Source organism: Legionella bozemanae, assembly GCF_001648595.1.
GTDB classification, from domain to species: domain Bacteria; phylum Pseudomonadota; class Gammaproteobacteria; order Legionellales; family Legionellaceae; genus Legionella; species Legionella bozemanae.
This window is the reverse complement of the sequence record NZ_LBAW01000001.1, coordinates 112959-126221: the sequence shown is the minus strand read 5'-3', so window position 1 is coordinate 126221 and position 13263 is coordinate 112959. Positions and strand designations below refer to the sequence as shown.

Genomic DNA, 13263 nt, shown 5'->3' with positions numbered 1-13263 from the left:
AATTCCTCTACTGATGGACTTATAGCCTGGTTTGTGATTCATTTCACCCAGGCATTAAGGTCTGTTTCTATTTCTACTAGCTAAACTGACCTGCTTTTCTGTGTTCCGATGTTCACATACTCTGTGTATGCTGCGCTTCGGTACTCGAAAATAAGGCCATTTTTGCTCAAGCGAAATGGAAACAGGCCTAGCTTTAATTTCAAGATCTTCAAATTATGCGCCTAAGGAGAATAAGGATGTTACTTAATAAAGAGGATTCACTCTTATTATTGGTTGATGTGCAAGAAAAATTAACACCAGCCGTATTAGATAGTGAAGCATTTATCGCGCGTTGCGAATGGCTTTTAAAATTAGCCAAACGAATTAATGTCCCCATTTTAGTGAGTGAACAATATCCACAAGGTCTTGGGACAACTTTGAAACAATTTCAATCCTATTTTAATCAGCAAGAATGTGTTGTTGATAAAGTAAATTTTTCTTGCATGAGCGAGCCTAAATATGCAGAGCGCTTAAAGCAATTTCATAAAAAACAATTAATTCTTATTGGTATTGAAACACATGTTTGTATCTTACAAACTGCGCTGGAAATGAAAGATGCAGGATATGATGTTTTTGTTGTTGCCGATGCAGTGAGTTGCCGTGGTGAACAAAATATGAAATATGGATTGAAACGAATGAAACATGCAGGAGTTCATTTGGTTACCACGGAAATGGTTTTTTTCGAATGGTTAAGAAAGGCTGGGACTCCTGAGTTCAAACAATTGAGTAAGGAGTTTTTTTAAGGATCTGTTTGCATTTCTACTATCTTGGCCAAACTGACCTGATTTTCTGCGTTGCATGTATGCTGCGCTTCGGTACTCGAAAACCAGACCATTTTGGGTCAAGCTCGCGAAATGTAGCAGATCCTAGTTAATTGTAGCCTGGGTGCAGCGTAGCGGAACCCGGGAATTCTATGTTTGTTAACCCGGGTTCTGCTACGCTGCACCCAGGCTACAAATTATGGAGAATCATAGTGAATTTTACGAATCAAATCGCCTTGATTACAGGTGGCGCCTCTGGTATGGGCAAAGCAAGTGTTCAATACTTACAGAAGTGTGGAATGCGTGTTGTGGTATGGGATAAGCAAGCAGATGACCAAAGTGAAGCCGATTTATTTATCAGCTGTGATGTAACCAGTGATGAATCAGTTGAAAAGGCGATGCAACAAACAATAGAGCAATTAGGAACACCGAGAGTGTGTGTGAATTGTGCAGGTATTGCTCCTGCTAAGCGTATTGTTGGGAAAGAAGGTGCTATGCCTTTGGCTGTCTTTAAACAGGTGATTGATGTTAATCTTATTGGTACTTTCAATGTAATGAGAGTTGCAGCACATGCAATGACCAGCTTGGAGTTAGAAAGTAATTCCCAGGAACGTGGTGTTATTATTAACACAGCCTCTATTGCAGCATTTGAAGGCCAAATTGGTCAAGCCGCATATAGTGCTTCCAAAGGAGGGGTTGTGGCAATGACCTTACCTGCTGCGCGAGAGCTTGCTCAGTTCGCCATTCGCGTAAATACTATTGCACCTGGATTAATAGCGACACCTATGCTATTAAATATGCCACAAGAGGTACAAGATAATTTGGTGGCAACCATGACTTTCCCCAAACGTTTTGGTAAACCCGATGAATTTGCTTCGTTAGTTGCACATATTATTGAAAATGGAATGATGAATGGCGAAGTGATCCGTTTGGATGGTGCCCTTCGCATGAAGTAAATCCTCGGATTTTTAATGGAATTTGCAGCGCATAGCAAGTAGGTTGGATCATTTTGATTTAACCTACTCTCTAAAAATGCAAGACAATACTATGCCTGCTAAAAAATAAAGCTATAAAGACAAATCGTTGATGGAGTGCACCTGCTACCCAATAAGAAAGAAGTTGATTAATTTTTTCTGGGCTACAGCTTTACTGTCACCCAGAAGAAATTTTGCTCAATATTTTTAGGCTTCCTGATGATGTGTATTGTCTTTTGGTGATTGAATATTTCCAGTGGAAGTATAAACACTGACTGCATTTGCTTGATTTCCTGACAGTGTATTGACAATTTCTTGACGGACATAAAGATTGTTGGCTATTATTTGTCCATTTACTGCATTTAATTCACGACAGCATGTTAGTAGTTCAGCAAGCTTAGTATTTAATTCATTGATTTGATTTGTTTCCTCAACAGTGCACTCTTTAAGAAACTCAGTTAAAACGAGGTTCATATCTTGATTGGGATTCGTATAGTTAATAAGTTGCAAGCGTTGTTTGGCACTTTCTTCTAACTTACTTGATAATTCCTGTTTTTTATTCGCGAATTCTTCAAGCTTATTAAATTCACGGGAGGTGAGAATTTCTTTCTCCTCAGCCAGCAAAGAATTGAGTGACTCTATCCAATTAATTTCTTGTTCCAAATGGCTGCTCAATGTTTTTATCTTATGATCCATATAATTATTGCCCTTAGAATTTATGCAGGTTCTACATTTAACATTTTCATGGCAATTTTGTCACTATCAATCTGATAGTTTCCGAGTGCTATTTCAGATTTAAAATATAAAACTCGTGCCTCATTGATTTCAGAAACTTCCCGAAGAGAGTTTTTTATAGCTTCTAACTGTTTGGAGGTATCACTAATATTGACATGTGATGAGGAATCCTCAATCAAACTTTGGATTTTTTCTTGGTGTTTTATTTTTAAACGATTGTCTGCCTCTAGAGTTTTTACAGGAACTGCATCACTGATTTGATTAAACATAATTTATCCTCAATCACGTTCGACTTCTAAATGTATCGGCTATTTTGTAAAAATCTTTAGTAAATTTAATTAAAAGGTATGTTTGCATTTCTATTATCTTGGTTAAGCTGTCCTGATTTATGTTCCGAGTCTTACATATTGTGTGTATGCTGCACTTCGGTATCCGAAAATCAGGCCATTTTGGCTCAAGTTAGTGAAACGTAAGTAGCCCTAGTTCTTAAATAATAACATTCACTTTCTTTGAGTCAGTAATCTGAGCTTCAATAATTTTTTTGGAAGAAAGATTGCGTACTTTAATGGTTTCACCCAGTGAACCTTCTTCCAAAGCAATACCATCCATACTTACAGTTAAATTGCTATCACTAGCAATAATAGAAACATGTTCTCCTTTATTAATCAATTTTGCTGCTTCTATATTATGCGGATTAAGCGGGCTGTTTGGGGGAATATTCTGTTTGCATATTTGCCCTATTAATAAATCCTTTTTAGTAAAATAGCCGTGATTTAATCTTTGTACATCCATTTCTGTTTGATAAATATCATCATTGGAAAGTAGAGTTCCTTTAATAAGAGCACGTTTTGCTACGTAGATCGTTTTTAATACAGTTATTTTAACAGGAACGTATAAAGACCAATGATTGTCATTTTCTTGGCATTTTATTCCCATAGTACTGGTGTTTAAAATAGGAGATTGGTAGGGATTAAACACAACTAATTGCTCTTCAGCACATGCTTTGAGATTTAAACGCGAATCAATTTTATCCGCTGTAACGCGAATTATTCCTTCTTTATATGAAGAAAGCTCATTACGTATATGTTGTTCTATTTTATTCGTTAGTATTTCAGGCGCCTGCATTGCTTCAGCATGTAATCCTGTACTTGCAAAAAATAGTAAAACACTTAGTATGCACTTTTTCACAAATAATCCCTCTTTAAATAACTTGTTGCAAACTGCAAATATTATGCCAATTTTTAGGAGAGTATTACATTATGATTCATTTCATTATTTATGTAGTGATTTTACTGATATTTCAATTACCGGTTCATGCAGAAAGTCATCATCCCCAAGAGTTCTTGCAATCAATTAGCGGTACCAAAGATGAAGGGGAACAAATTTACAATCATTTTTGCGCCAATTGTCATGCGAGCAAACCATTAATTCCTATAGGTGCCCCTAGAATTGGTGAAAAAGCAGATTGGAAAATACGTTTAAAACAGGGAATGGAAGTGCTCTTTAAACATACTGATGAGGGTTTAAATGCAATGCCGCCTCGGGGAGGATGCTTTGAATGTACTGATGAACAGTTAATGAGTGCCATTCAATTTATGCTCCCAAAACAACCAAAAAAGTAACCATTAAATAAACTCTAAGGTCATAAAAAACACACAATGTAGGAAAAATTTATAAAAAAACCTAAACCTATTTTTAAATCTCCCGATAAATAGAAAAAAAGAGGGAGAAATAAAGTGAAAAAATATCTAGCGTTAGTCCCAGTGTGTGCTTTAGCAACATCCTGTGCTTCCATGGATAGATCAGTCCCTATAGTTGATGATGCGGGCTACACACATTATACGATGAGTATGAAATCTGACCATAGGGGGGCTCATTCCTTTCCTGAGAAAAGACCGGCGACTGGGAAAAAAGTGATTGTCTTTGACCCTAAAGCAACAGCGTGGGCTGCTTACGATAAGGATGGTAATAGGGTAAATACCGGTAGTGCTTCCGGGGGTAAAGATTTCTGTGAGGATGCAGGTAAACCCTGTCGTACAGTGACTGGAACATTCCATATTTATTCTAAAAAAGGTGAAGAGTGTACATCCAGTATTTATCCATTAGAAACACATGGCGGTGCAAAAATGCCATACTGCATGCATTTCCATGGAGGTTATTCTATTCATGCAGCATATGAAGTACCTAACTATAATGCAAGCCATGGCTGTATCCGTGTTTTACCCAGTGCAGCAAAATGGTTAAACGAAGATTTTGCTGATATTGGTACTACAGTAATTGTTAAACCCTACTAATCAATTGCTCATCAAAAAGAAATTTTTGATGAGCAATTGATGTTAATAAAGATGATAATCTCCACTACTGCCCTGTGCATTGCAGGGCTTTTTTATTGAGGTACTGACAATGCCAATTTTAATAATGAAAAATAAAATGAGCGATTGCTGTACTTGGATTTAACTGAAATTAATTATATCGTCAGGTAACGAGACGATAATATTTGAGCTATATTTAAGAGAAACAAGTCATGTAAAGTAAAATCAAATGAGCAGAGAAAAATTACCCAATGATTTGATAGAAAGGCTTCGTAGTGCAGAAAATCTTGCAGAAGAAATGTCAATGAAGGTGCAGATTACTCCTGTACCTCCAGAACAAAAAAAATTTATACTTAGATTACTTATAAATAAGATTCCATTACTTTCTGGTTTCTTACAAAGTTTAGGAAGTTCTGGTACTGCAACTACAGCTCTAATCAAAAGTCTGGGTAATACGTCTCAAGCGTTGCAAGGAGCAAGTGCCGGTTTTCAATATGCTGGCTTAGGTGTTGCAGCAGTTAATTTTGTTCGTATTCCTTTGATTTATTTCTTTGCACTTATTGCTGGAGATCCCCCGCCTTTTACCCTTTCCAATAATGCACGTTGGGCTTATTCAGCATTATTATTGGGCTTGACTTTAACTGCCATTTTGGTTCCCGCCGCAGCGCCTCCAATTGCCTTAGCTATGGCCAGTTTAAGTTTGATACTTAGTTTGGTCTCTATAGGAAATATGATTTACAAACGTTATACGATTAAAAAATCGTTGCGAGAAACTAATGAAAAGATAAAGGTTCAAGAGGACCTTTTAGAGGAGATGCAGGAAAATGCTAAATTGTTGAGCAAGAAATTAAAAGAACTTGATGAAAATGATGAAGAAAATGCCAAAGCTATTTGCAAAGAAATTGAAGACTTAAATTATAAATATGAAATTGAAAAAGCCAAGTTACAGGAGCTTTCTAATAAAAAATTGGAGGATGAGAAAACACTTAAAGGTTTGGGAACTGCAGCATTTATGGATAGAGGTGTCACTGCAGCCCTTACATCTGTTGCTATTATCGGTTTGGCACTCAGTCTATTTTTTCCTCCTGTTGGTCTTGGTATTGTTGCAGGTAGCGCAGGACTAGGTGCTCTTTATGTAGTGGGGCGGGTTGCTGTTGCCCTGCTCGCGCCAATCGTCAGCGCTCAAATAAAAAAACTCGGGCTATGGAAATCCCAAACAGATGAAAATGAGGAATCTCTTGAACCTTCCCTGGATGACTCATTAGAAAATCAATCCTCATTATCATCAGAAAAATATAAAGTTTCTCTGAATAAGGAGGCCCCTACATCGGAAAGTAAGAATGAGGGGTCTACCTTAAAAACGATGAGAGAACTATTTGGAATAAACGTAAGCCAAAGATTGCAAGAATTAAAAGAAGATGCCCTTGAGATGGAAAAACTCGATAATCGTTTATCTGCAATCGTTGAATCTCAGAATCATCGGGAAGTTTTAAAATTTTTTCAAAATTTAGCAGTAATTGCCCAAATGGAGGAGTGTCCTCATGGTGATTTAAGATGTTTATTCGACAAATTTTCTAAGATGGATAAAGTACTACCCTTACTTGAAGAAGCTCTTGATGAAGTTAAAGAGGGTACCTTGATCTTATCGAAAGAAGAGAAAGCGGCATTATATGCTTCTGAACCTTTAATGGCTATTTTAAAACAAAGTAAGAGATTGACCGATTTAAGCTTTTTAGTTTCATCAACACAAAACACAGCATCACTGAACGAAATGCAGGAAGACAAACAACTTAATTTGGAACAACAATAATCCCTCTACAATGAGAGGCGCTTATCGAAAAACTCTATCTGGGATCTAAAATCAAAGTATTTTTCTTTTTATCAAAAAATTTTTAATTTGCGATTTCATTTTTTCTAGCGAACACCTTGCTAATATGAACATCGCAATTTACTATCATGTTTTTTAGACTGGATGCATGACATTATGATTCTTTGTATTGATGTTGGAAATTCTCATATCTATGGTGGCGTTTTTGATGGGGAAGAGATCAAGCTTCGTTTTCGTCATACATCTAAAATAAGTACATCTGATGAATTGGGTATCTTTTTGAAAAGTGTTTTGCGAGAAAATAATTGTTCTCCTGAAGCAATTAAACAGATTGGTATTTGTTCTGTTGTCCCTCAAATTGATTATTCATTGCGTGCAGCCTGTGTTAAATATTTTTCTTTAGAGCCTTTTTTATTACAGGCGGGAGTTAAAACAGGCCTGAATATCAAATATCGTAACCCTATAGAAGTGGGTGCAGACAGAATTGCAAATGCAATTGCAGCAACACATATCTACCCAAACCAAAATGTGATTATTATTGACTTTGGTACTGCAACTACTTTTTGTGTCATTAGTGCCCAGAAAGTATATATGGGAGGTGCTATTTTACCAGGGGTTAGGCTCTCGGTAGATGCGTTGTCAAAAAATACAGCGAAATTACCTGCTGTAGAAATCATAAAAATTGAAAATTCGGTCGGACGCTCAACAATAGAAAGTATTCAGTCAGGTGTTTATTACGGTGCTATTGGTGCTTGCCGCGAATTGATTCAACGCTTGAACCAAGATGCGTTCGATACGGAAAACGCTTTGATTTTAGCAACAGGTGGATTTGCTTCCTTATTTGAAAAACAGGAAGTGTATGATCACCTCGTTCCTGATTTGGTTTTGCAAGGGATAAGGTTAGCTGCTTTGATGAATAATTGATTAACTTAATTCATTCTTCGGCATTAACTTTTTGAAACATGCCTTTCCTCTCTACTGTTGCAGTCAAATGGTGTTGGCATTGTTGAAGAATGGTTAACACTTCATAATATTGTCTTGGTACTTTTTCAAATTCCTCTATAACCCTTACTGGTACTAGAAACTCCTTCTTATCCTTTATAGCGGTTTTTGGGGACTCAAAAAAACCGCACGATGTAGGCGTAAAATAAGGACTTCGCTATCGCTCAGAATTTTTGTTTATTTTGGCAAATTTTGATGCGTAGAAATTTCGAGCTATAAAGCAAAAAAAATTCAATAAAGACATCGCCTGGTCTCAGGAGCCTTTAGACGATGTCTTTAAGGTAGGTTTGTAACTAGGCTTACTATTTGAAATAAAAATATTGTAAAAAAAAATCTATTTGATAAAATATAGCACAATTTAATTGCTTATAGGTGATTTTGATGTTAACCAAAAATGAAGCGCTTACTTTTTTATATCAAGCTAAAGAATGGGGGGGCGGCGCAGAATACAATGCTGGCAACGATTTTTCCTTGGGATATTTCTTAGTTGAATGGATGCCTTGGAGACATAATAAATATCAATCAGGTATTGAATACAGCCAAATTTTTCCATTTAATTTTGGCGAGCAATTTGATTTTAAATCAATTGATGATCTAATTGCCGAAATAGAAGCTTCAGAAGTTTTTGATTCAAAATCGCATGAAGCAAAAATTATTAACCGTTTGATGAGTAGAAAAGAAGGCTATTTCGTAGAATTATTGCACTCAAATTTAGAAAAAATTGAGCAACATTTCTTGGATTATTTGCAGGATGCGACAGGGGCAGATCGTCTTTACACAATTGATGTGGGCGGAAAGCATTACCGTATTAGCCCTTATTCTCTTTTTTACATTCATCCATTTTTTAATGGGAATGATGATACAAGTGTTGCTGAAAGAAAAAATATCATTGAGCAAAAACTTAATCAAGAGCTTGAAAAAAGAGTTAGTCTTGATGTCTTTTTAAAGCCTTTTTGTGAAAATAAACAAAGAAAGGAGTTGGCTGGATTAATAATGCTTGCTAGAGATGGATATGTAATTCCTAATGCTCAAAATGCAACACAAAACACACAAAGATTCTTTGCTATGACTAAAAAGCTGCCTCAAGAGTTATATGGGTTGGTGACTAAGTCTTTTGTTAATTCCCAGAAAGAAATCCTTACCGATAGTGCGATTGTTGAAGGTGCGAAGGATATGCTGTTAAAATTTTGACAATATTCAAAAATACTTATGGCTAATGAATAATTATTAGATGATATGATTTATGAGCCATAAGTTTTAGCGCTTAAAACCAGATTAGCTGTGCTTGAATTATTTTGCCAATGGTTCAACAGGCATTTTTTTATGAACTTTAAAAATATGTTGGCAATAGTCAACACTTTAGTCGCCAGTACGGCTTTTAATCGCTTAATGCTGAACCATTTAAGGATACGTTTTTTGTTTTTATAATTTATTGTTAACTTGAAACATTTTCGTCGTTATGGATATCAGACCAAGCGCTTCGAGCAAAAAGGTTTGGGTTTGCTTCAAATTCTCCTGTTCCTATGCGACGGAAAATTTCTTTTTGGCAAAGTCGCGTTATTTGATTTCTCATGGCTGTTTCTTTAACTCCAATTTGTTCCGCTAGTCTATCTCTAGAGTTTTTCGTTAATAGGCCGATGGCGATGCGGTGCTCGTGCGTGTACATTCTGGCTCTACTCCTCACACTTCGCAGCGAATTTTGAAAAAAGTCCACTCAATAAATGCGCATATTTTTTAAATAAAGTTCTGTTTTTAATCATTTTTTCCATGGTCCCTAAATAAATTATCCAAAAAGTGGGTTTTTATCTTGACGCATGGAGAAATGTGTTTCTATAGTGTATAAAAGTGGGGTAAAATAATAAAAAAGTGGAGAATTGTGGAAGATAAAAACTTCCACATAAAAGAAAACCATGTTTCGTGGAATAAATGCCATCACCATTGATACTAAAGGGCGCCTAGCTATCCCTACGCGTTATCGAGCCGCGCTGGGCGCTGAAGAAAAAACTCCTCTGGTGGTGACAATTGATACTGAGGAAACATGTTTGCTGCTCTATACTGCAGCTCAATGGCAAATTATTGAGGATAATTTGCAAAAATTACCCAGTTTTAATGCTGCTGCACGAAGAATACAGCGTTTATTAATCGGTCATGCGACCGATATTGAAGTCGATGCAAATGGACGGGTGTTATTACCTACGGTTTTAAGAAATTATGCGCAATTGGAAAAAGAAGTAGTGATGATAGGTCAAGGAAATAAATTTGAAGTATGGAGTAAGGATCTTTGGGAAACCCGACGTGAACAATGGTTGGCTGAGGAAAGCTCCGGAACCAGCGGGTTACCCGATGAAATGAAAACGTTTTCTTTGTAATGGAAACAAAAAATGGCAACGCATCAATCAGTATTACTTCATGAGTCAATAGAAGGTCTGGCCATTAAAAGTGGAGGTGTCTATTTTGATGGTACTTTTGGGCGTGGGGGCCATAGTAGAGAAATTTTGCAACATTTAAATGATCAAGGTCGCTTATATGCCATAGATAAAGATATAGAAGCGATCGCATACGCCACAGATCATTTTAGTCACGATAAGCGTTTTCATATATTTCAAGGTTCATTTGCACAAATTGAAGAGTTTGCTACTGAAGCAGGTGTATTGGGAAAAGTAGATGGTATTTTGTTGGATCTAGGTGTGTCTTCACCACAATTGGATAATCCGGAAAGAGGTTTTAGTTTTATGCAACAAGGACCTTTGGATATGCGTATGGATTTATCTCAACCCATGAGTGCTGCGCGGTTTGTTAATGAAGCCGAAGCAGAAGAGATGGCTTCTGTTTTCAGGCTGTATGGAGAAGAACGTTTTGCAGGACGTATTGCAAAAGCAATTGTTGCTGCCAGAAACATTGCGCCCATTTCTACAACGTTGCAATTGGCGGAAATTGTGAAAGAAGCAAATCCCAAATGGGAAAAACACAAGCATCCAGCAACACGCGTGTTTCAAGCAATACGCATTTATGTAAATCAAGAGTTAAATGATTTAAAGAGTTGTCTGGAGCAATGCCTTAATGTTCTAGCTCCCAAAGGCAGATTGGCAGTGATCAGTTTTCATTCCCTTGAAGATCGCATCGTTAAACAATTTATGCGCGATAAAGAACAGGGAGCCAAACCTCCTCCGGAGGTGCCCATTCGTTATGAGGCGCTAAAGACAAATTTTAAAAGAATAGGTAAGGCGATTATGCCACAAGAAGTTGAAGTAAAAGAGAACGTCAGATCTCGAAGTGCTGTACTTAGAATAGGGGAGAAATTAGCATGAACGCTGCAGCGAGAGTAATCAATCAAGGTACCTTATTTAATGGTCAACTGGCAGATATGCATATGTCAAAATCATTATACATGCTGATTATATTATTAGTTGCTGTATTAGTGAGTGCTTTGGCTGTGGTATACAGTACCAATTCATATCGGGTGACTTTAAATAAGGTGGAACAACAAGAACAGTTAACACATTATTTACAGCTACAATGGGGACAGTTACTCCTAGAACAAGCAAGCCTGGCTACGCCGGCACGCGTAGAAGAGCTGGCCACCGAAAAATTACAAATGCTTTTGCCAACACCTAAAAATACTTATTGGTTACAAGCACAGCAGTAGAAGTTTTTGTTTTAAACGAGTACCATTGCCCTTTAGTTTTAGTACCGTAGCCTAGGTGGAGGCAAGGCCATAACCTGGGAGTTTTGTGCAATATAACCCAGGTTATGGCACGTGCCTTCCACCCTGGCTACAGATGGATAAATATCCATGAAAAACTCAACTCATTTAAACAGACTGATCGTAGTATCTACATTTTTTTCATTACTATTATTTATTTTGATTTGGCGTATGGTTGATCTCACTGTACTTCATCGTCAATTCCTGCAAGGTCAAGGCAATGCTCGCAGTTTACGTGTTGTAGACATTCCTGCGCATCGAGGAATGATCATGGACAGAAATGGCACGCCTTTGGCAATTAGCACTCCTGTGGAATCGGTATGGGTAAATCCTAAAGAGTTCTCACCCGATAAAGAACAATTTATGTCCTTGGCAGAATATTTGAATTTAACTCCCAAGCAGCTAAGCAGAAAAATAGTAGATGCAGAAAATAAAGAATTAGAATTTCTCTATTTACAAAGGCAATTACCGCCTCCTTTAGCTAAAAAAATAAAGGCATTAAAAGTCCCAGGTGTAAACTTTCAAAAAGAATTCAAACGTTATTACCCTGATTCAGATAGTATTTCCCAGTTGATCGGATTTACTAATGTCGATGATCAGGGGTTGGAAGGAATAGAGCTTGCTTATCAAGATTGGTTGAAGGGTGTTGTTGGTAAGAAAAGAGTAATTAAAGATCGTTTAGGAAGAATTATTGAGGAATTAGGTGTCATAAAACAACCTCGCCCTGGACGTGATATAACTTTAAGTATTGATCGGCGTTTGCAATATTTGGCCTACAGCGAACTTGCTAAAACGGTTGAGGAATTTGCTGCAAAATCGGGTTCTGTTGTCGTTGTGGATACAGAAAACGGTGAGATTCTAGCTATGGCGAATGTTCCTTCCTATAATCCCAATTCGCGGGGACGTTACGATAAAGACACTTATAGAAATAGAGCAGTCACAGATACGTTTGAACCGGGTTCAGTGATTAAGACATTTAGTATCGCCAGTGCTTTGGAAACTGGTCTATTTACACCCTCGACAATTATTGATACGAACCCAAGTTGGATGAGTGTTCAAGGTCGTATCGTTCGAGATATTCATAATTACGGTGTCCTTGATGTAACTGGTGTATTAGAACACTCCAGTAACGTTGGTGTGACAAAAATGGTTTTAGCCAGTCCCCCAGAACAATTAATCGGGTTGCTGCAACGTTGTGGCTTTGGACAACGCACTGAAAGTACTTGTCCGGGAGAAAGTGAAGGAAGCATCGTTAATGTTAAAGAAGCGAAACCTTTTGTATTGGCTACTGTGAGTTTTGGTTATGGCATGTCGGTCACTGCGTTACAATTGGCTAAAGCGAATATGGTCTTTGCAAATCAAGGCAAATTGATTCCGGTAACGTTACTGCATAATGATCCACCAACCCCAGGCGTGCAAGTAATGAAACCTGAAACGGCACAACAGGTTTTATCCATGATGGAAGCTGTTTTGGGAAAAAATGGTACTGGAAAATCAGCAAGAGTGCCTGGTTATCGAGTAGCGGGAAAAACGGGAACGGCACGTGTAGCAGGAAAAGATGGTTATAAAGATAGAAAATATACTGCAAGTTTTATAGGAATTGCGCCCGTTTCAAAACCAAAGTTTGTTGTAGTCGTTATCATTCATGAGCCTTCTCGTAAAGGTTATTATGCTGCAGCAGTTGCAGCTCCGTTGTTTGCTAAAGTAATGTCGGGAGCTTTACGATTGTTCAATATACCAACTGATGAATTGGTAGGATAAAATTCAGTCGTAAGATAAAGGTTTTTGTTATAATGTAGCCTGGGTGAAGCATAGCGGAACCCAGGTTCGGACATGCTAGACTTCTTTGGAAACTTGCTGCAGAGGACTGCATCCCCGGGCTCCGCTGCGCTTACCCAGGCTATTTAGA

At 37.5% G+C, this 13263-nt stretch carries 15 protein-coding genes; 11 read left to right on the top strand and 4 right to left on the bottom strand.

Features of this window, described 5'->3' with window-relative positions:
• The first annotated feature begins 236 nt into the window (after nucleotides 1-236).
• Nucleotides 237-782 carry a hydrolase gene (locus tag A8O27_RS01490; RefSeq protein ID WP_058460376.1) on the top strand — a complete coding sequence of 182 codons (546 nt, stop codon included), beginning with the start codon at nucleotides 237-239 and terminating at the stop codon, nucleotides 780-782.
• A 230-nt stretch (nucleotides 783-1012) separates the two neighbouring features.
• Nucleotides 1013-1756, top strand: coding sequence for an SDR family NAD(P)-dependent oxidoreductase (locus A8O27_RS01485; RefSeq protein WP_058460377.1), 744 nt, complete (start codon nucleotides 1013-1015; stop codon nucleotides 1754-1756).
• A 225-nt stretch (nucleotides 1757-1981) separates the two neighbouring features.
• On the opposite strand, the gene A8O27_RS01480 is transcribed toward A8O27_RS01485, so the two are convergent.
• The 3 genes from A8O27_RS01480 to flgA all read right to left on the bottom strand — a co-directional run bounded on the left by A8O27_RS01480 (nucleotide 1982) and on the right by flgA (nucleotide 3697).
• Nucleotides 1982-2470 (bottom strand): flagellar protein FlgN, encoded by a 489-nt coding sequence (locus A8O27_RS01480; RefSeq protein ID WP_058460378.1) that lies wholly within the window; start codon nucleotides 2468-2470, stop codon nucleotides 1982-1984.
• Between the two features lie 20 nt (nucleotides 2471-2490).
• The gene (gene flgM / locus A8O27_RS01475) at nucleotides 2491-2778 is read right to left on the bottom strand and encodes a flagellar biosynthesis anti-sigma factor FlgM (protein ID WP_058460379.1); all 288 of its coding nucleotides are present in this window, start codon (nucleotides 2776-2778) and stop codon (nucleotides 2491-2493) included.
• 217 nt (nucleotides 2779-2995) lie between these two features.
• Nucleotides 2996-3697 (bottom strand): flagellar basal body P-ring formation chaperone FlgA, encoded by a 702-nt coding sequence (gene flgA, locus A8O27_RS01470; RefSeq protein WP_058460380.1) that lies wholly within the window; start codon nucleotides 3695-3697, stop codon nucleotides 2996-2998.
• Nucleotides 3698-3768: 71 nt separating this feature from the next.
• On the opposite strand from flgA, the gene A8O27_RS01465 reads away from it, so the two are divergent.
• The 5 genes from A8O27_RS01465 to A8O27_RS01445 all read left to right on the top strand — a co-directional run bounded on the left by A8O27_RS01465 (nucleotide 3769) and on the right by A8O27_RS01445 (nucleotide 8842).
• A complete protein-coding gene (locus A8O27_RS01465; protein ID WP_374930655.1) occupies nucleotides 3769-4131 on the top strand; it encodes a c-type cytochrome in 363 nt (120 codons plus the stop codon).
• 114 nt (nucleotides 4132-4245) lie between these two features.
• The gene (locus tag A8O27_RS01460; protein ID WP_058460382.1) at nucleotides 4246-4803 is read left to right on the top strand and encodes a L,D-transpeptidase; all 558 of its coding nucleotides are present in this window, start codon (nucleotides 4246-4248) and stop codon (nucleotides 4801-4803) included.
• Nucleotides 4804-5050: 247 nt separating this feature from the next.
• The gene (locus A8O27_RS01455; RefSeq protein ID WP_058460383.1) at nucleotides 5051-6631 is read left to right on the top strand and encodes a hypothetical protein; all 1581 of its coding nucleotides are present in this window, start codon (nucleotides 5051-5053) and stop codon (nucleotides 6629-6631) included.
• A gap of 174 nt (nucleotides 6632-6805) precedes the next feature.
• Nucleotides 6806-7573 (top strand): type III pantothenate kinase, encoded by a 768-nt coding sequence (locus tag A8O27_RS01450; RefSeq protein ID WP_058460384.1) that lies wholly within the window; start codon nucleotides 6806-6808, stop codon nucleotides 7571-7573.
• Between the two features lie 459 nt (nucleotides 7574-8032).
• A complete protein-coding gene (locus tag A8O27_RS01445; RefSeq protein WP_058460385.1) occupies nucleotides 8033-8842 on the top strand; it encodes a hypothetical protein in 810 nt (269 codons plus the stop codon).
• A gap of 244 nt (nucleotides 8843-9086) precedes the next feature.
• On the opposite strand, the gene A8O27_RS01440 is transcribed toward A8O27_RS01445, so the two are convergent.
• Nucleotides 9087-9317: a hypothetical protein gene (locus A8O27_RS01440; protein WP_058460386.1), complete on the bottom strand. Its 231-nt coding sequence runs from the start codon at nucleotides 9315-9317 to the stop codon at nucleotides 9087-9089.
• A gap of 244 nt (nucleotides 9318-9561) precedes the next feature.
• On the opposite strand from A8O27_RS01440, the gene mraZ reads away from it, so the two are divergent.
• The 4 genes from mraZ to A8O27_RS01420 all read left to right on the top strand — a co-directional run bounded on the left by mraZ (nucleotide 9562) and on the right by A8O27_RS01420 (nucleotide 13115).
• Entirely contained in the window at nucleotides 9562-10020 is a 459-nt protein-coding gene (mraZ, locus tag A8O27_RS01435; protein WP_058460387.1) for a division/cell wall cluster transcriptional repressor MraZ, read from the top strand.
• Between the two features lie 12 nt (nucleotides 10021-10032).
• Nucleotides 10033-10959: a 16S rRNA (cytosine(1402)-N(4))-methyltransferase RsmH gene (rsmH, locus tag A8O27_RS01430; RefSeq protein WP_058460388.1), complete on the top strand. Its 927-nt coding sequence runs from the start codon at nucleotides 10033-10035 to the stop codon at nucleotides 10957-10959.
• Nucleotides 10956-11297: a cell division protein FtsL gene (gene ftsL / locus A8O27_RS01425; RefSeq protein ID WP_058460389.1), complete on the top strand. Its 342-nt coding sequence runs from the start codon at nucleotides 10956-10958 to the stop codon at nucleotides 11295-11297. The genes rsmH and ftsL overlap by 4 nt, the downstream gene beginning before the upstream one ends.
• A gap of 147 nt (nucleotides 11298-11444) precedes the next feature.
• Nucleotides 11445-13115: a peptidoglycan D,D-transpeptidase FtsI family protein gene (locus tag A8O27_RS01420; RefSeq protein WP_058460390.1), complete on the top strand. Its 1671-nt coding sequence runs from the start codon at nucleotides 11445-11447 to the stop codon at nucleotides 13113-13115.
• Nucleotides 13116-13263 lie beyond the last annotated feature (148 nt).